Genomic DNA, 26,148 nt, shown 5'->3' with positions numbered 1-26,148 from the left:
AGCTCTCATGAGCTCCCTTTTTTACGGCATAATTTCTTTGAAAATACTATTTTAAGAAAAGATATGAATAAAAATGAATATATATTCGACTATTGGCTAAATATTGTGTAACCAATGGTGCAAGATTTCTTTGAATATAAGCATGATCTGCGAAAAGGTAGAATTGCTGCTATTGTTTTAGATCATATGCGAGATTATTGGGCAATTTATTTAAATAAAAATACGGAATGGTCTATTACAGAAAAATTGTTGAAAGAAGAAATTTATAGTATTTGTTCAGAAGTAGCATTGATCCGCGATGTTTGTAATGCAACTAAGCATGGAATACTGAGAGAATCTAAAAGCGATACAAATATTCCAAAAAGTATTCATTCTACAGAGCAAATTGAGGGCCTATTTGTTGATGGATTTGATGGCATGTTTGCAGAGTCGAATTTTGTTTTTATCCAGTTTGAACAAGAAATTGAAATAAATGGCGAATATGTCGGGTGTCGATTTCTACATGAAGCTATTTCTGAAGTTATGCGTTTTTGGGAAGAGGAATTAGATTGTAAAAGTCGTGTTTGCACTTTTAGCGATCAAAAGTAGCAACATCCTATGTAGGCAGCATTGGAGGAATGTCCTATCCCCCAATGCTACCTAATAGCATGTATACAGCAAGTCAGCTAAGTTAACTCAGTCTAAGATTGAGGCATGTATTGATCACTTTTAAGCTGCAAATAATGGGCTAAATCCTTTTTTTCTGAGTAATTTTCGATACATGCTGGAACTGCGATCCGCAGGGAAATGGGCTTCAATACTCAGGTCTAATGGCAAGTATTCAGGTTTTTGGTTTTCTACAATTAGGCGGTCCTCTTCAAAGATTTTTAAGTTAAAAGCATAAGCATCTTCCACAGGTAGGTCTTTGTCATAATCACGGCAAATAGGTGCGAAAAGGCGTGTTTGGCGTGCGGACATGGGTGAAGCCGCGTTCATGATCACTTGTCGTGTCCCGTGTGGAAAATGAATGGTTAAAGTGGCTGTAAAGGGGAGATGAACCTCAAAATGCCTGAGCCACTGGAAGCCTGCTTCGCCACGTTGCACTTCTCCAATTGGGTAGCGTCCTACACTGCTTATATAGTCGGCACTAAAACCATTCGCAGTTTCAGTGGTTTTATAATCAGGCACTTCAGTATCGTCTGGGTCACCAAACGTATCGGGATGTACCCATGCAAAATGCGCTACATCAATAAAGCCTTCCAGTTGACGACCTGCGAAGCATTGGATGTCTACAGGTGGACATACCAGTTGTTGAAACTCCATTTCATCCCAATGGGGCATGTCAGGAATATGGGGTATGCTACCTATTTCTGCTTTGAGAGAGCACCACAGTAAGCCATAACGCTCTACATGCGCATAGGTTTTGAGGTTAAAGCGCTCAGATATCTTGTGTTCGGGATGGGCGGGGATGCGATTGCATTTGCCCTCATGTCCAAAGCGTAAGCCATGATAGCGGCAGACGACACCTTGTCCGTCATTCTTGCCCAAACTCAAAGGGACGCCACGATGGGGACAGGCATCCTTTGCCACAATGATTTCATCTCCCATTTTATACATGACCAATGGCATGTCTAAAAGCAGAGTTGAAGTTGGTTGTTCCGTTAAGTCCCTCACTAAAGCAATGGGATACCAGTATTCAGCCAAAATGTGCCAGTCCTGTTCCTCAAATGTCAGGTGAATAGGAAGATCTGGGTCAAAAGTACGGATTGTTTTGCTATTCATATTCATTTCTTTGCGCTGTCTTTTACAAAATATAGGACAAAGAACTGTTCTCTGAAATTTCAATTATTCGGACAAGTTTTTCTAAAAAATAGAAAGACCTGTGGTGAAGAAATAAAAAATGATGTAACTGTTAATGGTAGCGCTGTCATTTTGTCCGTCATAAATAAGATATGTGAGGGAGAAAAGAACATAAATGATGGTCTATTTTTTCAATATGGCTAAAATTTTTGTCATTTATCTGCGGTTAATTTCTGTGCTCTATGAGGGTGAATTGCTGTAGGTTTATCATTCTAGCAATAGGAGTAAAGTCTAAAATATAGAAAATAAAAAATGTGCTGTATTTTTATTAATTATTGATTTTAAATATTTTTATGGATAGTTGTGGCAATGTTTCGACGCATAATATCATTAATAATCCGTATTTCCCAAGCCGTTTAGAGCAAGTAAAAGGTGAACAAAGTGTAACGAATCATGGACAAATAAAACTAAACATCATGAAAGTGTCACAATGCTGTAACTTGCTTGTCATATTCTGAAATCAAAATGCAGTTATCCAAAAAGTACAAGACTGAATAAAAAAGTGGCGTACTCCAAAATGTTTAATATGTGAGATAACAAATATGCGCTTAAACCATATCGCACTTGCAGTAGTTGTTTCTGGGGCAGCTGTAGCAACCACGGCAAATGCAGCTCGTGACACAATACAAATTGCTGGTTCTTCAACAGTTTTACCATATGCAAGTATTGTTGCTGAAGAGTTTGGTAATACTTTCCCACAATTTAAAGCACCAGTTGTAGGTTCAGGTGGTACTTCAGGTGGTTTAAAGCAATTCTGTAACGGTGTGGGTGATAATACAATTGATATTGCAAACGCATCTCGTAAAATTAAAGATACAGAGTTGGCTGCTTGTAAGAAAGCAGGCGTAAACCAAATTCTAGAAATCAAAGTTGGTTACGACGGTATTGTATTTGCATCGAATGCAAACAAAGCAGCTTATAAATTACGTCCACAGCACGTATATGCAGCTTTAGCAGCTCAATTGCCATCTAACGGTAAAATGGTAGCAAACCCATATACACGTTGGAATCAAATTGACAAAAGCCTTCCAAATGAAGCCATCACTTTAGTGATTCCTGCTTCAAACCACGGTACACGTGAAGTATTCCAAGAAAAAATGGTTGATGCAGGTTGCGAAACTTACGCAGCAATCAAAGCAATGGATAAAGATGCACAAAAGAAAGCGTGTTCAACTTTCCGTAAAGATGGCAAAGTGATCGAAATTGCGGGCGACTACACTGAAACGCTTGCACGTTTAAAAACATCTCCAAATGCTGTAGGTGTGTTTGGTCTTGGTTTCTATGACCAAAACCGCGACAAGTTACGTGTAGCGACAGTAAATAATGTTGCGCCATCTGAAAAAACAATCTTGAACGGTTCATACCCAGTTTCTCGCCCACTCTTCTTCTACGTGAAAGGTGAGCACTTAAAATCAATCAAAGGCTTGAAAGAATATACTGAATACTTCATCAGCAAAAAAGTTTCAGGAAAAGGTTCAAAGCTTGAGCGTGCTGGTTTGATCCCAATGTCAGACAAAGAACGTGCAGCAGTGCTTGCGAACTTTAAAGCAGGCAAAGCCGTTAAGTAATTAGCATAGAAACAGTCAACGGTAGGCAAGTCCTACCTTTGGCTTTTTTTACTAGGATCAAGTTTTTTCAAATAATGAAAATTGAAAGAACCGTGGAGAATACATGAATCTGCTACTAATAGGTGTGTTATTGGCACTGATTGCCATAGCCTACCAAATTGGCTTAAGCAAGAGCCGTAACTTAGCAGGTAAGGGAAATAATTCTGCAAAATTACACTCGCGTCCGGGTTATTACGGTGCGTTGGTGGCTTTGTGGTGTGGTATCCCTGCTTTTTTAATTTTGATTGTTTGGAATATTGTTGAACCAAACATTTTGAATCATGTGGTGTTAAACCATGTGCCAGCACAAGTTGCTGCAACCTTAGATGCAGCAAGTACAGATGTGTTGATCAATCGTGTAGAAGCGATTGCATCAGGTTTCGGTGTAACCGATACACCAGCAGCGTATGAACTTGCTGCTGCTGAGCAACTGGCTAAGTTTCAAAGTATTGGTACATTTGCAAAAATCGCCGTGGTGATTTGTGCTGCATTAGCCGGTCTAGTGGTTGCAAAGAAACGTATTGGAACCCAATTCCGTGCACGTAACCAAGTTGAAAAGACCATCAATATTGCACTTGCACTGTGTTCGGGTGTTGCGATCCTAACGACCATCGGTATTGTCATGTCGATGTTTAGTGAAGCAATGCGATTCTTCCACTTTGTGAGTCCACTTGACTTTTTCTTCGGCACAGAATGGAATCCAGGTTTTAGTACATCTGGTAATGCAGAAGGAAGCTATGGTTTGCTGCCATTACTTTGGGGCACGCTCATGGTGAGTGGTGTTGCTCTTCTGGTTGCAGTTCCTGTAGGTCTGATGATTGCTATCTACTTGGCCGAATATGCATCGCCAAGTTTCCGTGCTTGGGCAAAACCAACCATTGAAGTTCTCGCAGGGATTCCAACCATTGTTTATGGTGTTTTTGCACTGATGATTATTGGTCCATTCTTTAAAATGGTCGGTGAATCGGTTGGATTGCAGATCAATGCGACCAGTGCACTTACTGCAGGCTTCGTGATGGGAATCATGATCATTCCTTTTGTTTCATCACTTTCAGATGACATTATCACACAGGTGCCACGTGCATTGCGTGATGGCTCATTGGGTTTAGGTGCGACAAAGTCTGAGACGATCCGTCAGGTCGTTTTACCTGCAGCACTTCCCGGTATTATTGGTGCGTTCTTGCTTGCTGCATCACGTGCAATTGGTGAGACCATGATTGTGGTGTTAGCAGCAGGAAACAGTCCCTTACTTCATGCGAACCCACTTGAAGCGATTTCAACGGTAACGATTACCATCGTAAACCAATTAACAGGCGATACAGACTTTGCAAGTCCGCAAGCATTGGTGGCTTTTGCATTGGGTCTGACTTTATTCGTGATTACCCTTGGTTTGAACATTGTAGCACTGTACATCGTGCGTAAATATCGTGAGCAATACGACTAATGACGACTTCTAATAGCACAGCAGATCAAGTTTTTGATCCACAACTTGCGGCAGAATTACGAGAAAAGCGTAAGCAAACGATCAGTAATTCTTTGGCTAAACGTCACCGTAAAGAAAAGACATTTCGCATCTTAGGCTTCTCTGCAGTTATTGCAGGCCTACTTTTTGTTGCACTTCTTTTTGGTAGTATTTTGTCTAAAGGTCTACCTGCTTTTTGGCAAAGTAGTATGAACCTACCTGTGTACTTTGATCCGGCTATTATTACCACTGGGGCAAAACCAGTGCAGCGTGCAGGTGAATCTCCAGCACAGTTTGAAGAGCGTTTTATTGCTTGGCAGACTGAAGTGGGGATGGTGGATTGGGATGCGCTCATTGTGAATGCGATGATTGCAAAAGATCCAGCACTTGCAAGCAAGCGTGATGATTTAGCATCTATCTATACCAGTTCGGAAGCATATCGCTTACGAGATATGGTGATGAAGGATCCAACACTCATTGGTAAAAAAGAGGATATTAAAATCCTTGCTGATGCCAATGTAGATGTGTGGCTCGCAGGGAACATTGACCGTGCTTTACCAGATGAGCAACAACAGCTGAGCCCAGAAGTACGTCAAATTGCAGACCAAATGAAAGCTTCAGGTGTGATGGAAAATACCTTTAATACCAACATCTTTGTTAGTCCAGATTCACGTAGTTCTCCTGCAACTTCAGGTTTAGCAGGGGCATTCATGGGATCATTGTTCATGATGTTAATCGTGATCATTATTTCGATTCCAATTGGTGTGGCATCAGCGATTTATCTTGAAGAATTTGCGCCAAAGAACTGGATTACTGATGTCATTGAAGTCAACATTAACAACCTTGCGGCTGTACCATCTATTGTCTTTGGTTTGCTGGGTGCTGCGATCTTTATTGGCTGGATGCATTTACCGCTTTCTGCACCCTTGGTCGGTGGTTTGGTACTGAGCCTAATGACTTTACCAACGGTGATTATTACGACACGGGCATCGTTGAAAGCTGTACCACCTTCAATTCGTCAGGCAGCTTTAGGGCTAGGTGCTTCACGTGTACAAACCGTATTCCATCACGTTTTACCACTTGCACTACCGGGGATTTTAACGGGGGCAATCATTGGTGTTGCACAAGCATTAGGTGAGACTGCACCATTATTGTTAATTGGGATGAGCGCATTCGTTGCAAGTGTACCTGCAACACCGTTTGACCAATCGAGTGCTTTACCTGTACAGATCTTCTTATGGCAGGGGAATGAATTACGAAACTTCTTTGAAGGTCGTACTGCCGCAGCAATTATTGTCCTCCTTGCAATGATGATTGGACTCAACAGTATTGCAATTTGGTTACGTAAGAAATTTGAAGTCCGCTGGTAAGTGAGGGCAAAATATGAATACCGTTGTTAAAAACTCCTTAGATCAGGATCAGACAGTGAATCAAGAACACACTCAATTTACAAACCCAAATCCGACAAATGGTCAGCAGGGTACTTCATTTGTGTCGCAGTTCGAAACACCTGCTTCTGCTAAGAAAGATCAAGCACAGGGCCAAATCAAACTCAGCACGTCAGATGTACATGTTTACTATGGTGAAGCTGAGGCGATTAAAGGGATTGATCTGAATATCTACGAAAATGAAGTGATTGCATTTATTGGGCCATCGGGCTGCGGTAAATCGACCTTCTTACGTACGTTGAACCGTATGAATGATACGATTGATAGCTGTCGTGTGACGGGCAAAGTGATGTTGGATAATCAAGATATCTATGACCCAAACCTCGATGTGGTATTGCTTCGCGCTCAAGTCGGTATGGTATTCCAAAAACCAAACCCATTCCCAAAGTCCATTTTTGACAACGTGGCTTATGGTCCTAAACTACACGGTTTAGCACGTGATAAGTATGACTTAGAAGAAATTGTAGAAAACAGCTTGCGTAAAGCAGGTCTTTGGGATGAAGTTAAAGACCGTTTAAACCAACCGGGCACAGGCTTATCTGGTGGTCAGCAGCAACGTTTATGTATTGCGCGTACGATTGCAGTGAGTCCTGAAGTGATTTTGATGGATGAGCCATGTTCAGCGCTTGACCCGATTGCAACAGCGAAAGTAGAAGAGCTAATTTCTGAGCTTTCAACGCAGTATACGATTGCTATTGTGACGCACTCAATGCAGCAGGCGGCACGTGTATCAGACCGTACCGCTTACTTCCATTTAGGTGACTTGATTGAAGTAAACTCAACGGAGAAAGTCTTTACTCAGCCAGATCATCAGCTAACCGAAGCTTATATTACCGGTCGTTTTGGTTAATTTGAATAATTTGAAATATTTAAAAAAACAGAGCCTAAGTGCTCTGTTTTTTTTGAACGAGCATTTAGTTTGCTGATTAAAAAGCTATGATAATGGGAATTGTGTATTAGAGTCATAGTAGACAATAGGTGAGCAGGTGTGCTGTCTACGAGATTGACTCATCTTATAAATGATTAAATGTGAAAGATAATGCATTACAGAATAAAACAAAAAATGGCTATTGAAAAAAAATGCCATTGACCTAATCTAGGTCATATACCGATGTATTATTTTAGAGAATATAATTTCTATGTTATTTCATTTACCGAAACTTCCCGCTGAAATTCGAATTACACATTTAAACGCGCGTATTAATGAACAACGTAAAAAAATTGCGCAAACAACAGCATCTAAGCTTGAACTATTACAATTGACGCAACAGTTAGCAAAAGAGGCTCGTCACCGTAAGAAAGCTAATCAGAAAATTTATATTTTGGACTTTAAGGGGGATACCGCTGCATCTGCGGTAGAGACATTACGAGAAGAAATTACCTTGATTCTAGCGACAGCCAAAGCAGGGCGTGATCGTGTTGTGGTGCGCTTAGAGAGCCCAGGCGGTATGGTGCATGGATATGGTTTGGCTGCTGCTCAATTGGTGCGTTTACGTGATGCGGGTTTCAACCTCACTATCTGTGTCGATAAAGTTGCAGCAAGTGGCGGTTATATGATGGCATGTATCGCCAATCAGATTATTGCTGCCCCTTTTGCGGTTGTTGGTTCAATTGGTGTAGTCGCGCAAGTGCCTAACTTTAATCGTTTATTGAAAGAGCACAATATTGATTTTGAACTGTATACCGCTGGTCAATATAAACGTACTGTGACGATGTTTGGTGAAAATACAACAGAAGGTAAGGCGAAGTTTGAAGAAGAGCTCCAACAGACGCATGTGCTGTTTAAACACTTTGTTGAAAAATACCGTCCACAACTCAATGTTGAAAAAGTAGCAACAGGTGAGCATTGGTATGGTCAAGATGCCTTAGATTTGAATTTGGTCGATCAGTTACAAACTTCAGATGCTTATCTATTAAGTTTATTGGCAGATCATGATACGTATATCATCTCAACACGTAAGAAACCAACTTTGGGTGAAAAATTAGGTTTACAGGCCGCGCAAATGGCAGATGCCTTAGTACCAGCTGTCATGAATAAAGTGATGGAAACCTTAACTAAAACCAATGCAAATTTGGTTCAAATACGTGATCCAAAACTTTAATTTTTAGTTAGCCAATTCATCTTAAAAGTCTGGTTCCAAAATGTGCCTAAAGCAATTTTAGAACCAGATTTTTTTGTCTTAAACTAAGTAAGCTTTAATCATTTTCACTAGACGCTCAATCAGTTGATCCGCCTGTTCTTTGCTAATGTTCAACGTCGGTAGTAAACGCACCACAGAACCCGCAGTGACGTTAATAATGGTGTGGTATTCATCACGAGCGATGTTGACCAAGTCACCACATGCTTTTGGTAGTTCAATACCAATCATTAAACCAAAGCCACGGACAATCACATTTTGATCGGCAAGTTGCTTACGCAGTTGTTCTACGATGTAAGCGCCTTGTTCAGCTGCATTTTGTACAATGTTTTCTTTCTGCATAATGTCGATGATGGTATACACCACACGAGAACCCAATGCTGAACCACTATATGTTGAACCGTGGTTACCTGCAGTTAGTACGCCTACACCACGACCTTGAGTCATCACTGCACCAATCGGGAAACCATTGCCTAAACCTTTGGCTGTGGTCAGTACATCAGGAATGATGTTAGTGTGTTGGTACGCAAAGTATTCACCTGTACGACCATTCCCTGTTTGAACCTCATCAAGCATCATCAGCCAGTTGTGCTGATTACAGATCTGACGAATCTCTTCCAAATAGCTAAAGCCTTGTGGAGCAGTATTGACTCCACCTTCGCCCTGAATTGGCTCGACAAAGATGGCGACGATGTCTGGATGATGAATTGCGGCTTCTTCAATGGCTTCAATGTCGCCGAATGGGACACGAATAAAACCTTCAACCAATGGGCCAAAGCCTTCTTGGACTTTTTTATTGCCTGTTGCTGATAGGGTCGCCATAGTACGACCATGGAAAGAGTGTTCTGCGACAATGATTTTGGGGTTGGCAATGCCTTGCATGTAGCCAAATTTACGGGCAATTTTGATTGCACCCTCATTGGATTCTGCACCACTGTTTGAAAAGAATACTTCCTCCATGCCAGCAACTTCAGCAAGTTTCTGTGCGGCTGCTGTTTGCCAAGGCACTTCAAACAAATTACTGGTATGAATGAGCGTTGCAGCTTGTTCTGCAATTGCTTCTGCAATAACAGGATGTGCGTGACCTAAACCACAAACTGCAATGCCTGTTAGTGCATCGAAGTATTCAGTACCATCCGCTGTATAAAGATAAGACCCTCGGCCTCGGACAAAGCTGATCGGCTGACGGCCAAATACGGGCATCAAATGAGTGGGTTGATCAGTTTGTACAGGAGCAAGGGTAATGTTATTCATGACTAACTCTTATCTGTTAGAGGGTAAGTGAAAGTCAATATTAAGCAATTATGCTTGTAGTTTTAAAGCCTAAATTCAAATAAAAACCGAAATATTGCTTTAGGCATACTGTTTTTCTACGTTTTGGGTATAATGCGGGTTAGATTAGTTGAGGATTGATCAATGACTGAACAAGCACGCGATACCGAAGCGTTAATTCGTGACCAAATTGCAAAACACGCTGTACTTCTTTATATGAAAGGCACCCCACAGTTTCCACAATGTGGTTTCTCTGCACGTGCTGTAGAAGCGCTTAGTCAAATTGGTCGTCCATTTGCTTATGTGAATATTCTTGAAAATCCAGATATTCGTGCTTTGTTACCACAAATTGCAAACTGGCCTACATTCCCGCAGTTATGGATCAACGGTGAGTTGATCGGTGGTAGTGATATTATTTTAGACATGTTCCAAAAAGGTGAATTACAACCTTTAGTTGAACAGTATAGTCCAGCACCTGAAGCTTAATCTTCAGTTGTAAAAAAGCGCCGTTGAGGCGCTTTTTTTGTTTGAGGGAAGGGGTTAATCCACTGTAGTTACAGTACTTTCGCTTTCAGGAGATGGTTCCACTGCGTTTTCAGTTGCAATGGCCTTCTTTTCAGCTTTTGTCTTTTTTTTGTCTTTCTTCTTTTTTTTCTTTTTCTTCGGCTCTTCTTCAAACTCAGCACCATCTTCAATGGCTTGCCAATAATCTAGCTGATCCATCACCGCCGCATAAATAGACTTCTTGGTGTAGCGTCCTTTTTTGTCTAAAGTGCCGACTGGTCGAGCCATAAGTAGCTCAAGTGCTTGATCAATCGTGTCTATGGCATGAATGTGGAACTGGCCATTTGAAACCGCTTCAATCACATCTTTACGTAACATGAGATGCTGCATATTTTGACGCGGAATAATCACACCTTGTTTACCAGTTAAACCTTGAAGTTTACATGCATCGAAGAAGCCTTCAATTTTGGCATTAACACCACCAATCGGTTGAACTTGACCTAATTGGTTCATTGAGCCGGTAATCGCCCAAGATTGATCAATCGGCAGTTGGCTAATCGCTGAGATTAAAGCAGAGAGTTCTGCAACCGTAGCACTGTCACCATCGACTTGACCATAACTTTGTTCAAAGGCAAGTGCTGCAGAGAAATGCAGAGTTTGTTCACGACCGAAATGTGCTTTTAAGAATGATGACATAAGTAACACGCCTTTGGCATGCAGAGAGCCACCGAGCTCGACACTACGTTCGATATCTAGAATATCGCCGCCACCTTGATACACGGAGGCTGTTAAACGTGATGGTAAGCCAAACTCAACATCCGCATAGTGAATGACCGAAAGTGCATTAATTTGACCGAGACGGTGTCCGCGCGTTTCGATGAGCTGTGTACCACGTGACAAATCCTGCCAATAGAGCTCACGTAAATAGCCTAAGCGATATTTGCGATGGTCTAATGCCATATTAATGTGTTGATCCGAAACGATTTTATCACCTGCTTGAAATGCATGGTGATGGGCTTCACGGATCAAATCACCCAATGTGAGGGCATGTAGAGATAAGGAGCTTTGATCTTCGGCTTGACGACTAGAGTCGGTCAAAAGCGCAGAAAGGGCGGATCGATCAAAAGGAAGCAGTTTATCGGCCTGTACATAGTCTGCAATGAGCTGCATATAGGCTTGTTCATTGGTTTCATTACGCTGTAGCGTGTCGGTAAAATCGGCACGAATCTTAAAAACGCTGCCTAGTTCTGGCTCGACCTCGAGTATTTCATAGTAAATTTCAGGTTCAGCAAGAAGCACCACTTTCAAGTTCAGTGGAATCGACTCTGGTTCAATCGAAATACTCCCCGTAAGCGTTAACATGTGTTCCAAGGAGGATAGTTTTAACTGACCTGACTTTAACGCACGCTTTAAACCCTGCCATGCATAAGGTTGTTCAAGCAGTTGTTCTGCTTCGAGCATTAAGAAACCACCATTGGCTTTATGTAATGTGCCCGGGCGGATTAAGGTAAAGTCTGTAGTAATGGTGCCATGTTGAGTCAGTTGCTCTACGTGACCAAGTAAATTGTAATGGGTTGGGAAATCTTCAAAAATAACCGGTGCGCCAGCATTAGGCTTATGCGACACAATGACATTGGCTTGGTAACGTGAGGGAATACGGCTGAATAGACCTGGGCTAAAATCGTCTTCCTCTTGTTCTAAGACTATTTCAACATTGTTAATAATATCTTCGGCATAATGTTTTAAATAGTCTTTTAAGCCTTCAACTTCAGTAAACTTAGTGAGTAACTGTTCGACTTTAGGCAATAAAACTTGCTTGGCAATATCACGGTTTAATACTTGAACTTTATCGCGGGCATCATCTTCCAAGTCACCTAAATGCATACCCAAACGTTCAAGTTTTTTATCCATATGGCGGATATTGGCATTAATTTCAGAGCGTTCTTTAGAGCTGAGTGCGTTAATGTCAGCTTGTGTCATTTCTAAGACTTTATCGTCTACATATTGGACGGGAATAAAGCAGTGCTCATCATTGCGAGACACCAGTTTCAGATCGAGCTCTTCACCTTCTTTGGTTAGTTCAATCAAAGCTTGTTGCTGAACATCACCCGTTTGTTGGCGAATGGCTTCTATACGGTTGTGGTAGGTTTCAGCAGTAAAACGACGTTCAAGTTGTTTTAGTGTGGTTTGCCATGTTTGATGCAACATGGTTTGAAATTTTACCGCCTGACCTGCAGGGAGCTCTAAAGCAATCGGTTGACGTGGACTTTTAAAATTATAGACGTAAACCCAATCGTTCGGTGTCGGCATATTCTTGGCGTGTTGCTGTAGTAAACGCTTGACCATGGTGCGCTTGCCCAAGCCAGCTGTACCTACGGCAAAGATGTTATAGCCAGAATAAGGTAAGGAAATGCCTGCTTCAACTGAAGCACGTGCGCGGTCTTGCCCTAAAAAATTATTGAGCGGTTTAATACGACGCGTTGAGGCTGGAATCTTATCCAGAGCAGGGCTATGCGTCAGTTGCTCTGCTTGAAGTTGAGTCTTTGCTAAAGTCGTTTGAATTTCGGGTTGGTCAAATGCTGAACTAAGGTTGTTTTCTAGAGTTTCTGGGGGATTTAATTGGATATTTGCAGATAAAGAAGAGTTCATTTGATCGTGTTTTTGGGTCACTTTGAAATCCGAAACTAAAGATTGCGTTAGAAACTTAAAGGTATACAGGTTTAGGGTAAAAGATCAAGCAAAGTCGCAGTGTTTGTCGACAAAAATAGAACATTGATTTTATAAATCAGGTTGAAACAAATTGTATTAAGGGTTTGAATAGCAACATTGGTTTTAAGACAACAAAAATGTAATGACAACACAATCTTCAGGATGGAAATCCGCTTTTACTGCATTTTTAGATCGCCGTGCGTTGATCATGCTGTTTTTGGGTTTCTCAGCAGGTATCCCAATCCTGTTAATTTTCTCTAGCTTATCATTATGGTTAGGTGAAGCAGGTATTGATAAAAGTGCTGTGACTTTTTTTAGTTGGGCAGCGTTGGGTTATTCCTTCAAATTTGTTTGGGCACCTTTGATAGATGAGTTACCCGTACCAGGGCTGACTAAACTGTTAGGACGTCGCCGTGCATGGTTATTAATCGCACAAATTTTAATTATTTGTGCGATTTGTATTATGGCCTTTTCAGATCCATCTCTTGGTCAGAGCTATCTTTACCAAATGGCTGCGGGTGCTGTGCTTTTAGGTTTTTCTGCTGCAACACAAGATATTGTGATTGATGCCTATCGTATTGAGCTAGCAGAAACGCAAATGCAAACGGTATTGGCTTCGACTTATAACGCAGGCTACCGCATCGGCATGATCGTTGCGGGCGCGGGTGCGTTATTTTTAGCGGCTTATTTGGGTACAGCCAAAGGCAACTATATTTATGAGGCGTGGAAGTGGACCTATTTGGCAATGGCTGCGGTCATGCTGGTCGGGATTGTAACCACTTTATGTATACGTGAACCACAAGTGGATCGGGTGCGTAAAGAATATAAACGAGTCGATTATTACCGTTTGGTGGCGGTTTTCTTTGTGTCTGTGGTGAGTTTTGTACTGAGTTATATTTACTCTGGCAAGCTTACAGAAATGTTGATTCAGCTTTGGTCTATCAAAGATAGTTTTGCACTGTTTTGTTTTGAAGCTATACGTTTTATTGGCTCTGGTGCTGTGGCTTTCTTTGTGGGTTCAAGCCTAGTAAAAATGGGCGCTGTGAACAAACAAATGGCCTATGAAACATGGGTCAACCCTGTTGCCGACTTTTTCAAGCGTTATGGCGTAAAGTTGGCGTTGGTATTGCTATTGTTGATTGGCTTTTATCGTATTTCCGACATCATTGCAGGTGTGATCTCGAATGTCTTTTATCAAGATTTAAATTTCACCAAAGAGCAGATTGCTGAAGCTGTAAAAGTGTATGGGGTGATTTTTAGTTTGGTTGGTGGCTTTTTAGGAGGACTACTGGCGCAGCGCATGAACATCATGAAATTGATGTTTGTCGGAGCAATCTTGGCCAGTTCGACCAATCTTATCTTTATTGGTTTGGTCAAATCAGGCCAGCCTTTAAATGATGTGGTGATTCATGTCGGTGAGCAAAGTTTCACAGCCCAAGTGGATGAGACAGGTGCATGGAAAATTAAGGTTCCTGTTGAGCAGCTTCAGGCAAATGAAAGTCTAACTGCAACCGCAAGTTTTCAGAATGGTACTTCACAGCCTATTTCGGTCACATTGCCATATATCAGCCAAACAGCTGCATCTACGGCATTGCTGTTGCTTCCGATCACGGCTGATAATTTGATTAATCAACGAGAGGCTGAAGGAAGCATTGTGGTACGAGGTCAATACCTTGCGACACTGGCTGAAAACCAGAGTATTCAATTGAACTTAGATGGTCAAAGCTTTGATGCAAAGTTAGACAAAGACGGTGTGTTTAGTGCAGCTATTCCTGCGAAACAGCTTCTTGATTCAAACTCTAAAAAGCTGAATGCCACATTGATGCAAAATAAGCGCGTACTGCAAGAGGCTACATTAAGCTACAACGTGAACACTGCTTCTGTGAACTCTTCGACTTTAGATGTTGATCTTCAACCAATCAACTTAAACAAAGCGGTTGATGGGCAGTTAGAAGTTAAAGGAAAGGTGATTAAAGAATATAGTTCAAAATGGCTCTATTTTGCGATTATTGTCGACAACTTGGCATCAGGTTTAGCAGGTGCTGCATTTATTGCATTCTTGTCAAGCTTAACCAGTGTGTCTTTTACTGCTGTTCAATATGCAATTTTTAGTTCCTTGATGACATTAACACCTAAAATTTTAGGTGGATACTCAGGGACGATTGTGTCGAATATTGGCTATCCAAATTTTTTCTTGATGACGACACTGATTGGCATACCTATTTTAATTTTGGTGGTTTGGGTGGCGAAACTTCTACGTGAGCATGCTGCTGAACAAAGTTAAAGCATCTATTTATATCGAAATGAGAAAGTAGTCATTGTGGCTACTTTTTTATGGCTGAGATTTGAAATATAGAGCAGCATTGCCTATATTGGGTGGCTGAAACAAAATCAAGAGGTAATTCCAATGCGCATGTTACATACCATGCTACGTGTAGGCAATTTAGAACAATCTTTGGCGTTCTATACTGAAGTGCTTGGTATGACTTTACTTCGTAAGCGAGATTATGAAGAAGGTCGTTTTACTTTGGCATTTGTGGGTTATGGCGATGAAGACAATCATACAGTTTTAGAGCTGACACATAACTGGGATACGGATAGTTATGAATTGGGCAATGCTTATGGCCACATAGCTATTGCTGTAGATGATGCATATAAAGCTTGTGAGGAAATCAAAGCACGCGGTGGCAATGTCGTGCGTGAAGCAGGTCCAATGAAAGGTGGAGTTACGGTGATTGCATTTGTTGAAGATCCAGATGGTTATAAAATTGAACTCATTCAGCAAGATAACAATGCGCGTAATAATTAAGCGGTGGCTCGGCAATGAACAGAGAAAAATTTTCAGTATTAATTAAAAAAATATTGAACATATCCTGTAAATGCTAGCTTTATTTATATAGCTCAGTAAGATGAATTTACCCAAAGGTAAATGAGTCGCTGGGCTTTTTCATTTTTAGAGGAATGACAGGATGTTGGTATGTTGAAATTATTGGCATTTGATCGGTTTACGCTATTACTCTTTGTTATGGTGCTCTTAGCTAGCTTTGCTCCAATTTCTGGTCAGGCTGCAGGTGTATTTAGCGTACTTACGACGGTTGCGATTGCCATATTATTCTTTTTACATGGTGCTAAGTTATCCCGTGAAGCAGTGATTCAGGGCATGATGCACTGGAAACTGCATGCTTTGGTGTTTGCCTTTACCTTTATTCTTTTTCCTATTTTAGGTTTACTGGCAAAACCTGTATTGGTGCCACTACTTGGGCAAGAATTGTACTGGGGGTTTTTGTTTATGTGCTTTTTGCCGTCGACAGTGCAGTCTTCTATTGCGTTTACTTCGGTTGCGCAAGGGAATGTGGCGGGGGCGGTTTGTAGTGCATCATTTTCAAATTTGATCGGGATGTTTATTACTCCTGTAATGGTGGCCTTTTTTATTTTAGGCAAGTCAGAACATGGTTTTGACCCAACATCCTCTATTCTTCAAATTACCTTATTGCTTTTGGTGCCTTTTGTGCTAGGCCAAATACTCAGACCTTATGTTTTCCCGTATATGCAAAAGATGCCGAGCATCGTTAAAGCATTTGATCAGGGCTCGATTTTAATGGTGGTGTATGGTGCTTTTAGTGGTGCTGTGGTGGCGGGTTTATGGCAAGAAGTCAGCCTGAGTACACTGCTGATTCTGATTGTTGTTTGTTCAGTGTTACTGACGATTGTTATGCTTTTGGGATTATTTCTGCCACGTTGGTTAGGCTTTAACCGTGCGGATCAGAAAACAATTTTTTTCTGCGGCTCTAAAAAGACCTTAGCTAGCGGTGTCCCAATGGCACAGATCCTCTTTATTGGCCAGCCTTTGGGGATGATCGTTCTACCGATTATGATTTTTCATCAAATTCAGCTGATGGTGTGTGGAATTATTGCTAATTATTGGGCGAAACAAAGTACGGATGAATAATAAAATTTACAAAAGCTAAGTTCTGAACTTAGCTTTTGTAAATGTCTAAACACAGTTGAACACTTTTTTATATTAAATATATTAGGGAATAAAGTTATAAAGATAATAAAAAAACATATATTTTTCTTTGGGTTATAGTAATATCAGCCTTGAAAATGAAGACCTAAACATGAGAACAAATTGAGATATTGTTGAAAAAATACCATTAATGTCGTTGCAGCCCATGTTAAATTTTTGTAGAGAAAATCAACCACAGATGAATGTTGAACTGGAGCAAGCTTATTTAGTTGTGAGACAGAAGTTGCTGAATACTGTAAAAGCAGGAAAAGATATCAAGTATAATGGCGTAAGCATCTTTCAAGAGACTGAAATGGATCAATCAATTGATCCTATGTTTAAATAAGAAATACAAAACATGTTGGACGAAATGTCTTCATCCATACGAAAAGTAAATACTGAAAAAATATTGGCCTTTTTTGATTGAACGACTCAATCATTTTGATGAAGCTGAATTTCAACGTATGCTAGAAAAATAATATATTAACTATATGAAAAGCGCAGCTCAGAAGAAAGCTCAAAGCCAACAATGATCTATTTATTAATAGATCTATTTCAGTTATAATATTGGCCACTTGTTGTGCTTAGCTCTGACGGTATCCGTCTCGGTGGGCCAAAAGAATGGTCTGTTATGGTGTTGATCTGCAACTTAATTTAATTAAGTGGGCCTTTCCTCAATTTTGAGAGTGATCAATTGCGATGACAGCAAAACCTTCTTTAACTTTTATGGAGTAATCGACGATGCGCGCCGATATTCACCCAAAATACGAAACTTTAGTTGCTACTTGTTCTTGCGGTAACGTAATCGAAACTCGTTCTGCACTTGGTAAAGAAACTGTTTACCTAGACGTATGTTCAGCTTGCCACCCATTCTACACTGGTAAGCAAAAGAACGTTGACACTGGCGGTCGTATCGACAAGTTCAAACAACGTTTTGCTGGCATGTCACGTTCTATCAAACGCGACTAAGAGCAAAAGAAAAAAACGGGCATTTGCCCGTTTTTTTATGTCTATACTTTTTGCTATAAAGTTATAGCTCCTAGAGTTCAACCATATAACAAAAAGACTCCATCTAGGAGTCTTAAAGTTTAGAGGTAGAGAACTTAGCTTTAAGCTTTACTGATCTTGCACGTCAATCAGATGATCCAGTTTTTTCTGGAAATAGTCGCCTTGAATAAAGCGGGCATCGACATTCCACGCATTAGCAAACGAAGTCATATCATTCAGATTACGCAACATAATTTGAATGTTTTTCAATTGATGATAGACCGCAACTTTTTCTTGTAATTCTTCTGTGTTGGCATCACTACTGAGCATACGAGTTAAGTTTTCATGCAGAGTCAAATTATTTATATCGAGTTGGCGTAGGATAGATTCGCTATAAATGGTGTTGCCAAAGTCACGAATTGAGATTTCAGCGCCGTATTGACGAAGTTGAGCAATATACTTCTGCGCTTCAGCAAGATTTTGGCTGATGTCATCCTCTGAGAATTGTAAGATAATTGGATGACTGAGTTTGCTACGGACAATCGTAATGAGTTTGGCAATAAACTCAGGGAATGAGCGGTCATTAAAGAGGACAGCTTTGTTTAAGTTTACAATCAGTTTTGCCTCAGGATATTGAGTAATAAAATTATGTAACTGTTTGCATGACTCAACTAAAATCCAACGATCAAGTTTAATAGACAGTTCAGGGTCTTCACTTAACTCTTTAAGACAAGAAAGATCTTTCCATGTGTTGCCATAAATAAAACCACAAGTCACTTCGTAAGTGTATAAATTGGTATCCTCTTTATCATAGAGCTGTTGGTACTTGAGGTGAATTTCACCACGGTCCAATGCTACATGTAAGGCTTTAAGTATCGTTGGTTCGTTTGCTGTTTTTTCAGTTTCGAGAGTTTCATTAACCGTCGGATTGATGAACTCCATTACGGGCATACTGATACTTGTTTTTTGGTCAATTTCGCAATCGTCTTGATTGGTTGGCAAGGAAGTCGTAAATGCAGTACAGAGTAAGCTTTCAAATTGGTCTTGATTTGAAACTTCACCCTTTAACAAAGTGTATCCAATACGCAAATTCACAGGATAGCTACTCTGATCAACAGTAATCAGCTGTGGTTTAGTTAGTGCATTTAAGGCGATGAGCTTAGACTCAAGTTTGGCTTGGGACTCTGCTTGGAATAATCCCACAATCGTTTGTCCACCCGCTTTGAACAGGGGCACATGAGTCTGTTCGTTTAAAAAGCTGTAAATATTATTGAAATAATCGCGCGTGGTTGCCCAGTTGGCATTAAAAATTTCATCTGGACACGAGCTGAGAGCAAAGCTAACCAAAGCATTGTGATCTGAGGGTTGCTTGGTCAGACTGCGGTTAATTTGTTGATAAATATTTGGACTTATAGGCTGTTTTTCGTTCGGTGTTGTTGGGGTGGTGGCGATTTCAGATTCAACTTCAATTGTAAGTTGAAGGGCATCATCTTCAGGAGCTGCTAAGAACTCGATTTTTAATGGATTCTTAGATTGGGCTTTGCTATTAAGGGTATGTACTTCAAATGCACCTAGGTCAAATTGACCTTGCGAAATTTTCTTGAATCGCTGTTTAAAGTCATTTACATCTTGAGGTTGAATAATATCGAGCAAAGGTTGACCGATAATATCGTCCTCAGAGTTTAAGCCGAACAGTTGGAGATACTCTGCATTAGCTGAAACATGAATGCCTTCTTGAATTAATGCGACAGCTTTATTGCTTTCTTCGACCAAAGCTTGCGCCTGATTTTGTGCAGTTTCAAGCTCATTCATGAGTTGCTGTTGGCTTTGAGATAAACGACTTAATGCTAAGGCGCGTAATAAACCTAAATAAAAGGGATCAGCTTGGTTTAAGTCCAAAATGTCATAGACACCCTTACGAATAAAATTTGCGTATTGATTGTCTTGATAGTCATCTGGTTTGAGTAATATTAAAGGTAAATTCACTTGTTTAGAATTGTGAATTAGAGTCAAGGCTTGTTCGTATTTTAAGTCATATGCACGACCAAAAATGACCACATCCCAAGATAGGTGAAGTTGCTTTTCGAAATTTTGTAAATCATCGAGCAAAGTTGCTTGGACTTGATGATCACTAGAAGTTAAAAGGTCACGAATTTGGTTATAACGGATCTGATTATCATCAATAATGAGTAAACGTGTTTCCATACGTTTTAACTTTTTAGACAATAATGGATTTCTCACTTCAATGCTTCCCATAAATCGTGATTTTTAATAGCATTCATTTGCTTTTGAATAAAACTTTGAACCAGAGGTTCTTGTTGATCGTTTAATAATTCATAGTCAAAACGAATAAAACTTTGTGTAATTAGATGAGCTTTGACTAAATAAATTTTAAGATCTTGATTGCCTAAGCGTAAATGTATGGTCTGCTTTTCACGGTACATATTAGAACCAGGAACGATTAAGCTGGTGTGGACTTCATCAAGCTGTGAGGTTTGAACTAATAGGGCGGGCTGATAGTTCTGGCTATGACGGTCTGTTTTAACCATGACCGCACAAGGGAAGAGGTCTTGTGCCAAGATTTCTAAACCGAGTTCTAAACTTTTTTCGCTTGATTGTTTAATCCAGCGAATTACACCGCCACGCCATTGGCTATGTGCATTTTCTTGAACCAAAATGAATTCACCTGTTTTGAGGTGTGCAGGTGTTGGGCCTGTCCAGCGTATACGATAACCATTGACGCTAATATCAAGTACTTCAGCTGGATAAATTTGTTTAGATTCTCGATCAATGACACGAACGGTACTCGTTTCAACAGGAATATTGCTATTCATCGAGTTGATCACGTGACTTTCATTCTGGAAATTATAATTTCCTTCGAGCTCTAAAGTTTCGTGAAAATTCTTGCCTTTAGATAAATAGAAATGCGCTACAGACAAGCCAAAACAAATTTGTAACTGAGCTGAATATTCGTAACGTTCATGTTTACGTTCAATATTATTGGTCAATAAATTATGAATATGGAAATGCAACGCAGGAGTAAGGAAAATCTTTTCATCCCGAGACAATGGTTCAGCGCGTTTGGTTTGCATCTCTGTCAAATGATCAAGCAAAGCTTGCGTCGAAATAAAAATATTGGGTTGTATGTGACTATTCTTTTGAGAATTATAAGTTGGAGGATAGTCTTTCGACGCATCGACAATATAGCGAGATAAGGTCGTTTCTTTCGGCAGAATTTGCACTAGTTTTGCCCAATCAAAGCTACACAAAAATAAACCTTGAATTTCACCTGGGCGAATTTGGTGCGTATTAAAAATATCTAATAAAATCAATTGTGCATAAGCTTGGCTAATATTGCTAAGTTGATGCTGCGTCCCTTGAACCTGATTGATATTGGTCAAGTAGAAGTTATTTTGAATGGCTGAATCTAATAGTTGGTGTGCAGCGAGCCATTGTCCCGGAATAGGAGAGCTGTACAGTAAATGCTGTTGATATAACAACAAAGATAGTTGCTGTAACGCATAGTAGCTCGACACGGTGCGTGCAGTTTGCAGATTCTTTTTTTGATGAAATGCAAAAAGGGAAAATTTATTTTGAGTGATTTGCTGAGAAACACGTTTTGCAATGTCGATATACACTTTAGCAAAATGACTACGCATTAATAAGGCAAGCTCAATAATGTGGTCATTGCGATCTGTGGTAATTAAACCCTGATTAAAAAAGTGTTTTTCTAAGCTGGTCAGTACATTTTCTAAATTTGAATGAAGAACTTGAACTAAGTCAAAGCGAAGTGTTTCGCTGACTTGAAGTTCTGAAACTTCAAGGAGAGCTTGAAATAGAGAACGAGAAGAGTCGCCCAATTGCAAAATGGATAAATTCGCCAACCATTCTTGTAAGCCTTTGACTGTGCTTGGGCAGAAACTAAGCTTGTCCAACTTTAACTCAGTTGGCTTTTGGAAGATATCTGAAGTACTCGTCATCATCGTTATTATTTAACTCAAAAAGTTGAAACCCCGAAAAGTGGTGTCTTATTCTTTTCTCCCGCAATTTCCCTCACCAATTTGGGAACCAGATAGCCAGGTAGGTTCGCCAATAATGCTTGATAAAGAAAATCAATGTCCTGCGGGTTTAAATCAAAATGGTGCGCACCTTTTACTTTATCTAAAACATGTAAATAGTATGGCAAAACCCCTGCATCAAATAAACGGTAGCTCAAATCTGTCAAAATTTGAACATGATCATTGACCCCTTTCAATAAAACCGCCTGATTGAAAACGGTGATTTTTTCTGCGACTAATTGCTGTAATTGTCGGCAGGTCAAATCATCCAATTCCGATGCATGATTTGAGTGTACCACTAGAATAATGCGCAGCCTACTGTTTTTTAAGATGGAAATTAGCTCTTCATCGACACGGTTGGGGATTACGATAGGAACTCGTGAATGAATTCTCAAAAATTTAAGTTGAGGTAGACTTTCTAAACGCTCAATCCACACTTTTAATTTGCGATTTGACAGGGTTAACGGGTCTCCGCCACTCAAAATGACTTCATTAATGTCAGGTTGTGACCGAATGTAGTTTTGAATATTGATCCAATCTTCTGACTTTGGCAGGTTTTCTTGATAGGGAAAATGTCGACGGAAACAATAACGGCAATGAACAGCACAAGCTCCGGTTAAGGTTAATAAAAAGCGAGTTTTGTATTTGTGTAAAACACCGGGTTGTTGATTGGCTTCTTCTTCACCGAGTGGATCTTTCACAAAGTCAGGATGTTCTTCAAGTTCAAGGTGATGGGGCAATACTTGCAGTAGGAGTGGGTCAAGAGGATTGCCTTTTTGCATTCTGGCCACAAAAGCACGCGGAACACGGAGCTTAAATTGGGTCGAAGCGAGAAGGGCACCCGACAGCAGTTGCTCAGGAGAAAGCTCTAAAACGTGAAGTAATTCTAAAGGATCGGTAATTAAGTCACTGAGCTGAGATTGCCAATTTTGCTCTTGGTACAAATAATGTGTCATGCCAAATAAAGGGATCAAATGCTAGATAAAAGGAAGTTACGCTATCAAAAGTAATGATGCTGAAACGAGTTGTTGAGGTGTCTACGGCTCAAAAAAGATGTTTTCAAAACACATAAACAGACAAAACAGCGCTATTTTATCAAGATCTACGGCGTATAGGCAGTGGATTTTCATTGCTTCATAACGCCTTGCTCATTTACAATACGAGGCATCAAAAAAGATGCCCTATCTTAATAGCTAAGCGTTTCAGCGTTTTAGTGCTTAAGATTAAGACATAAATATTTAAGTTAGTTAGTTTGGAGTGCGCCAGTCATGGCCTATTATTCTACGAATGATTTCAAGTCAGGCCTTAAGGTTATGCTTGACGGTAACCCATGTTCTATCATGGAAAATGAATATGTAAAGCCGGGTAAAGGTCAAGCATTTAACCGTGTAAAACTACGTAATTTACGTTCTGGTAAAGTGTTAGAAAAAACATTTAAGTCTGGTGATTCTCTGGAAGCGGCTGACATCGTAGAAGTAGAAATGGAATACTTGTACAACGATGGTGAAATGTGGAACTTCATGGATCCTGTATCATTTGAACAGATCGCTGCTGATAAAACAGCAATGGGCGATGCTGCTAAATGGTTAAAAGACGATTCAAATGAAAAATGTACCATTATGTTGTTCAATGGCGTGCCATTAACGGTTAGCCCACCAAATTTTGTTGTTTTAAAAATTGTTGAAACTGATCCAGGTGTACGTGGTGATACGTCTGGTGGTGGCGGTAAACCAGCAAAATTGGAAACAGGTGCTGTAGTGCGTGTTCCATTATTTGTACAGCAAGAAGAAAGCGTTCGTGTAGATACGCGTACAGGCGATTATTTAGAACGTGCATAATGGTTTAAAAATAGACTATTATCGGAAGGGATGATGTGAATCATCCCTTTTTTTATGCCAAAGTCTTAGATCAAAACAAGGAGATGCAGAGTAAAGTCGCAAAGGAAAACAGCAGTACCTCGAATAATTAAATACGCTGATTGAATGCAACAAATATGAGGGATTGAAATGGAATCTGTTCAGCCGAAGTCGACCCTGACTTCAAAAATCATTTGGCTACTGGTAGCCATCGTCGGTGCAGTCTCTTTTGGGATCTTGGCACTAAGTCGTGGTGAGCATGTCAATGCCATCTGGCTCGTACTTGCTGCGGGCTGTATTTATAGCATCGCTTATCGCTTCTACAGTTTATTTATAGCAACTAAAGTTTTTGAACTGGATGAACGCCGTTTAACACCTGCACATCGTTTAAATGATGGTTTGGATTATGTTCCGACCAACAAGAGTGTATTGTTTGGACATCACTTTGCAGCGATTGCAGGTGCAGGACCATTGGTTGGCCCTATTTTAGCAGCACAAATGGGTTATTTACCGGGCACCATCTGGTTACTTGTGGGTGTAGTGCTCGCAGGTGCGGTTCAAGATTTTTTAGTCTTGTTTATCTCTACCCGTCGTGATGGACGTTCACTCGGGGAAATGGCAAAACAAGAACTTGGAACCTTTGCCGGCATTGTGGTTATGCTTGGTGCATTGGGGGTCATGATTATTATCCTAGCGGTCTTGGCGCTTGTAGTGGTCAAGGCACTTGCACACAGTCCATGGGGCGTATTTAGTATTGCAGCCACGATTCCAATTGCGCTCTTTATGGGAATTTATATGCGTTTTATCCGTCCGGGTAAGATTGCAGAAGTGTCTGTGATTGGTTTCGTGTTGATGATGCTGGGCATTGTCTATGGTGGAGATATTGCACAACATCCATATTGGGGTGAATTCTTTACCTTATCGGGCACTCAATTGACGTGGGCATTGATTATTTATGGTTTCGTGGCTTCAGCATTGCCTGTTTGGCTGTTGCTTGCACCACGTGATTATCTATCAACCTTCTTAAAAATTGGTGTGATTGCAGGCTTAGCGGTTGGTATTATTTTTGCCATGCCGGAGATGAAACTTCCTGCGATTACTAAATTTATTGATGGTACAGGTCCTGTGTTTGCAGGTTCGTTGTTCCCATTCTTATTTATTACCATTGCCTGCGGTGCAATTTCAGGTTTCCATGCTCTAGTATCATCAGGAACGACTCCTAAACTGGTCAATAATGAGCGCGATATTCGTATGATCGGATATGGCGGTATGCTTATGGAGTCTTTTGTTGCAATCATGGCCTTGATCTGTGCTGCAGTATTAGAACCAGGTGTATATTTTGCAATTAACTCACCAGCAGCATTGATTGGAACAAGTGCTGATACTGCTGCTGAAGCAATACGAAATCTTGGTTTTGTGGTTACTCCAGAAGCTTTAACTTTGTTGGCACAGGAAGTGGGTGAAAGTACGATTCTGTCGCGTACAGGTGGAGCACCAACTTTTGCCATTGGTATGGCACATATCATCACAGAGATTTTCAATAGTCGTGAAATGATGGCATTTTGGTATCACTTCGCTATTTTGTTTGAAGCACTGTTCATCTTAACAGCGGTTGATGCGGGTACGCGTGCTTGCCGTTTCATGGTGCAAGATACTGTAGGTATTGTGGTTCCTGCGGTGAAAAACTCACATAACTTCTTTGGAAACTTGTTGGGTACAGCGGTTGCTGTGTCAGGTTGGGGTTTCTTCGTTTATCAAGGTGTGGTGGATCCACTCGGTGGTATCAATAGCTTATGGCCACTGTTTGGTGTGGGTAACCAAATGCTTGCTGCCATGGCGCTAATGTTAGGTACTGTAATCCTCTTTAAAATGAAGAAAGAAAAATATGTTTGGGTCACGATTGTTCCAACAATTTTCTTATTAGTGACCTGTATGACTGCGGGCTGGCAAAAGATTTTCCATGAAAATCCAAAAATTGGCTTCTTAGCGCAGGCTGAACGTTTTAACAAAGCGATTGCAAATAATGAAATTTTAGCACCAGCAAAAACAGTAGCTGAAATGCAAACGGTTGCATTATCGAATCAGATCAATGCGGCACTGTGTGGATTCTTTATGATTGTGGCGATTGTGATGTTGTTTGCTGCAATTAAGGTCATTCGCCGTGCGCTTGCAAGCCCTGTCCCAACAGTGCACGAAGCTGAGGCGATTTATCGTGATCCTGAAGACATTCAGCCTTCAAAATCTGGACATTAGAAAGGGAAT

The 26,148-nt window shown here is 40.5% G+C and carries 20 protein-coding genes; 14 read left to right on the top strand and 6 right to left on the bottom strand.

The window, feature by feature from the left end; all coding sequences use genetic code 11:
- Positions 1–114: 114 nt before the first annotated feature.
- A complete protein-coding gene (locus ACZ8ZH_RS10870; protein WP_119063627.1) occupies positions 115–588 on the top strand; it encodes a hypothetical protein in 474 nt (157 codons plus the stop codon).
- 120 nt (positions 589–708) lie between these two features.
- Here the strand turns inward: ACZ8ZH_RS10870 and ACZ8ZH_RS10865 are convergent, their stop codons facing one another.
- Entirely contained in the window at positions 709–1,761 is a 1,053-nt protein-coding gene (locus tag ACZ8ZH_RS10865; protein WP_470247728.1) for a Rieske 2Fe-2S domain-containing protein, read from the bottom strand.
- A 620-nt stretch (positions 1,762–2,381) separates the two neighbouring features.
- Between ACZ8ZH_RS10865 and ACZ8ZH_RS10860 the strand changes: the two genes are divergently transcribed.
- From ACZ8ZH_RS10860 to sohB, 5 genes are all read left to right on the top strand, one after another.
- The gene (locus ACZ8ZH_RS10860) at positions 2,382–3,407 is read left to right on the top strand and encodes a substrate-binding domain-containing protein (protein ID WP_086209581.1); all 1,026 of its coding nucleotides are present in this window, start codon (positions 2,382–2,384) and stop codon (positions 3,405–3,407) included.
- A 103-nt stretch (positions 3,408–3,510) separates the two neighbouring features.
- Entirely contained in the window at positions 3,511–4,890 is a 1,380-nt protein-coding gene (gene pstC, locus ACZ8ZH_RS10855) for a phosphate ABC transporter permease subunit PstC (RefSeq protein WP_086209580.1), read from the top strand.
- Complete coding sequence (pstA, locus tag ACZ8ZH_RS10850) at positions 4,890–6,278, top strand: phosphate ABC transporter permease PstA (RefSeq protein ID WP_086209579.1); 1,389 nt, start codon at positions 4,890–4,892, stop codon at positions 6,276–6,278. Before pstC ends, pstA begins: the two co-directional genes overlap by 1 nt.
- 13 nt (positions 6,279–6,291) lie before the next feature.
- The gene (gene pstB / locus ACZ8ZH_RS10845; protein ID WP_110974736.1) at positions 6,292–7,206 is read left to right on the top strand and encodes a phosphate ABC transporter ATP-binding protein PstB; all 915 of its coding nucleotides are present in this window, start codon (positions 6,292–6,294) and stop codon (positions 7,204–7,206) included.
- A 268-nt stretch (positions 7,207–7,474) separates the two neighbouring features.
- Positions 7,475–8,458, top strand: coding sequence for a protease SohB (gene sohB / locus ACZ8ZH_RS10840; RefSeq protein WP_322887892.1), 984 nt, complete (start codon positions 7,475–7,477; stop codon positions 8,456–8,458).
- A gap of 78 nt (positions 8,459–8,536) precedes the next feature.
- On the opposite strand, the gene ACZ8ZH_RS10835 is transcribed toward sohB, so the two are convergent.
- Entirely contained in the window at positions 8,537–9,748 is a 1,212-nt protein-coding gene (locus ACZ8ZH_RS10835; RefSeq protein ID WP_119063624.1) for an aspartate aminotransferase family protein, read from the bottom strand.
- 162 nt (positions 9,749–9,910) lie between these two features.
- Here ACZ8ZH_RS10835 and grxD point away from each other — a divergent pair, with 162 nt between their 5' ends.
- Complete coding sequence (gene grxD, locus ACZ8ZH_RS10830; RefSeq protein WP_086209575.1) at positions 9,911–10,252, top strand: Grx4 family monothiol glutaredoxin; 342 nt, start codon at positions 9,911–9,913, stop codon at positions 10,250–10,252.
- 54 nt (positions 10,253–10,306) lie between these two features.
- On the opposite strand, the gene ACZ8ZH_RS10825 is transcribed toward grxD, so the two are convergent.
- Positions 10,307–12,940, bottom strand: coding sequence for a Lon protease family protein (locus ACZ8ZH_RS10825; RefSeq protein WP_086209574.1), 2,634 nt, complete (start codon positions 12,938–12,940; stop codon positions 10,307–10,309).
- Between the two features lie 181 nt (positions 12,941–13,121).
- Between ACZ8ZH_RS10825 and ACZ8ZH_RS10820 the strand changes: the two genes are divergently transcribed.
- The 5 genes from ACZ8ZH_RS10820 to rpmE all read left to right on the top strand — a co-directional run bounded on the left by ACZ8ZH_RS10820 (position 13,122) and on the right by rpmE (position 17,954).
- Complete coding sequence (locus ACZ8ZH_RS10820; protein ID WP_119063623.1) at positions 13,122–15,263, top strand: AmpG family muropeptide MFS transporter; 2,142 nt, start codon at positions 13,122–13,124, stop codon at positions 15,261–15,263.
- A 123-nt stretch (positions 15,264–15,386) separates the two neighbouring features.
- On the top strand, positions 15,387–15,788 hold the full coding sequence (gene gloA / locus ACZ8ZH_RS10815) for a lactoylglutathione lyase (RefSeq protein ID WP_086209572.1): 402 nt from the start codon (positions 15,387–15,389) through the stop codon (positions 15,786–15,788).
- Positions 15,789–15,956: 168 nt separating this feature from the next.
- A complete protein-coding gene (locus tag ACZ8ZH_RS10810) occupies positions 15,957–16,928 on the top strand; it encodes a bile acid:sodium symporter family protein (protein ID WP_110974741.1) in 972 nt (323 codons plus the stop codon).
- Positions 16,929–17,184: 256 nt separating this feature from the next.
- Positions 17,185–17,331: a hypothetical protein gene (locus tag ACZ8ZH_RS10805; RefSeq protein WP_162622330.1), complete on the top strand. Its 147-nt coding sequence runs from the start codon at positions 17,185–17,187 to the stop codon at positions 17,329–17,331.
- 395 nt (positions 17,332–17,726) lie between these two features.
- Positions 17,727–17,954 (top strand): 50S ribosomal protein L31, encoded by a 228-nt coding sequence (gene rpmE, locus ACZ8ZH_RS10800; protein ID WP_086209570.1) that lies wholly within the window; start codon positions 17,727–17,729, stop codon positions 17,952–17,954.
- A 147-nt stretch (positions 17,955–18,101) separates the two neighbouring features.
- Here the strand turns inward: rpmE and ACZ8ZH_RS10795 are convergent, their stop codons facing one another.
- Genes ACZ8ZH_RS10795 through epmB form a run of 3 tightly spaced genes read right to left on the bottom strand, consistent with a single transcriptional unit; the run spans position 18,102 to position 22,986 of the window.
- Positions 18,102–20,228, bottom strand: a complete 2,127-nt coding sequence (locus tag ACZ8ZH_RS10795) for an EAL domain-containing protein (protein WP_470247727.1) — start codon at positions 20,226–20,228, stop codon at positions 18,102–18,104.
- Entirely contained in the window at positions 20,210–21,955 is a 1,746-nt protein-coding gene (locus ACZ8ZH_RS10790; protein ID WP_086209568.1) for a GTPase, read from the bottom strand. The genes ACZ8ZH_RS10795 and ACZ8ZH_RS10790 overlap by 19 nt, the downstream gene beginning before the upstream one ends.
- A 14-nt stretch (positions 21,956–21,969) precedes the next feature.
- Positions 21,970–22,986 (bottom strand): EF-P beta-lysylation protein EpmB, encoded by a 1,017-nt coding sequence (gene epmB / locus ACZ8ZH_RS10785; RefSeq protein ID WP_119063620.1) that lies wholly within the window; start codon positions 22,984–22,986, stop codon positions 21,970–21,972.
- A 312-nt stretch (positions 22,987–23,298) separates the two neighbouring features.
- Here epmB and efp point away from each other — a divergent pair, with 312 nt between their 5' ends.
- Both efp and ACZ8ZH_RS10775 read left to right on the top strand, forming a co-directional pair.
- Complete coding sequence (efp, locus tag ACZ8ZH_RS10780; protein WP_086209566.1) at positions 23,299–23,868, top strand: elongation factor P; 570 nt, start codon at positions 23,299–23,301, stop codon at positions 23,866–23,868.
- Positions 23,869–24,036: 168 nt separating this feature from the next.
- Positions 24,037–26,139: a carbon starvation CstA family protein gene (locus ACZ8ZH_RS10775; protein WP_086209565.1), complete on the top strand. Its 2,103-nt coding sequence runs from the start codon at positions 24,037–24,039 to the stop codon at positions 26,137–26,139.
- The last annotated feature ends 9 nt before the right edge of the window (positions 26,140–26,148 follow it).

The sequence above is a fragment of the Acinetobacter sp. SW-226 genome (genome assembly GCF_055632855.1).
The sequence above is the reverse complement of the archived record's forward strand: the minus strand, read 5'-3'. Positions and strand labels throughout refer to the sequence as shown.

What these genes read in the sequence shown, in the direction of transcription:
- ACZ8ZH_RS10870 (WP_119063627.1), top strand. Translation starts at nt 115, where the DNA reads ATGGTGCAAGATTTCTTTGAATATAAGCATGATCTGCGAAAAGGTAGA.
- ACZ8ZH_RS10865 (WP_470247728.1), bottom strand. Translation starts at nt 1,761, where the DNA reads ATGAATAGCAAAACAATCCGTACTTTTGACCCAGATCTTCCTATTCAC.
- ACZ8ZH_RS10860 (WP_086209581.1), top strand. Translation starts at nt 2,382, where the DNA reads ATGCGCTTAAACCATATCGCACTTGCAGTAGTTGTTTCTGGGGCAGCT.
- pstC (WP_086209580.1), top strand. Translation starts at nt 3,511, where the DNA reads ATGAATCTGCTACTAATAGGTGTGTTATTGGCACTGATTGCCATAGCC.
- pstA (WP_086209579.1), top strand. Translation starts at nt 4,890, where the DNA reads ATGACGACTTCTAATAGCACAGCAGATCAAGTTTTTGATCCACAACTT.
- pstB (WP_110974736.1), top strand. Translation starts at nt 6,292, where the DNA reads ATGAATACCGTTGTTAAAAACTCCTTAGATCAGGATCAGACAGTGAAT.
- ACZ8ZH_RS10835 (WP_119063624.1), bottom strand. Translation starts at nt 9,748, where the DNA reads ATGAATAACATTACCCTTGCTCCTGTACAAACTGATCAACCCACTCAT.
- grxD (WP_086209575.1), top strand. Translation starts at nt 9,911, where the DNA reads ATGACTGAACAAGCACGCGATACCGAAGCGTTAATTCGTGACCAAATT.
- ACZ8ZH_RS10820 (WP_119063623.1), top strand. Translation starts at nt 13,122, where the DNA reads ATGACAACACAATCTTCAGGATGGAAATCCGCTTTTACTGCATTTTTA.
- gloA (WP_086209572.1), top strand. Translation starts at nt 15,387, where the DNA reads ATGCGCATGTTACATACCATGCTACGTGTAGGCAATTTAGAACAATCT.
- ACZ8ZH_RS10810 (WP_110974741.1), top strand. Translation starts at nt 15,957, where the DNA reads ATGTTGAAATTATTGGCATTTGATCGGTTTACGCTATTACTCTTTGTT.
- ACZ8ZH_RS10805 (WP_162622330.1), top strand. Translation starts at nt 17,185, where the DNA reads ATGAATGTTGAACTGGAGCAAGCTTATTTAGTTGTGAGACAGAAGTTG.
- rpmE (WP_086209570.1), top strand. Translation starts at nt 17,727, where the DNA reads ATGCGCGCCGATATTCACCCAAAATACGAAACTTTAGTTGCTACTTGT.
- ACZ8ZH_RS10795 (WP_470247727.1), bottom strand. Translation starts at nt 20,228, where the DNA reads ATGGGAAGCATTGAAGTGAGAAATCCATTATTGTCTAAAAAGTTAAAA.
- ACZ8ZH_RS10790 (WP_086209568.1), bottom strand. Translation starts at nt 21,955, where the DNA reads ATGATGACGAGTACTTCAGATATCTTCCAAAAGCCAACTGAGTTAAAG.
- epmB (WP_119063620.1), bottom strand. Translation starts at nt 22,986, where the DNA reads ATGACACATTATTTGTACCAAGAGCAAAATTGGCAATCTCAGCTCAGT.
- efp (WP_086209566.1), top strand. Translation starts at nt 23,299, where the DNA reads ATGGCCTATTATTCTACGAATGATTTCAAGTCAGGCCTTAAGGTTATG.
- ACZ8ZH_RS10775 (WP_086209565.1), top strand. Translation starts at nt 24,037, where the DNA reads ATGGAATCTGTTCAGCCGAAGTCGACCCTGACTTCAAAAATCATTTGG.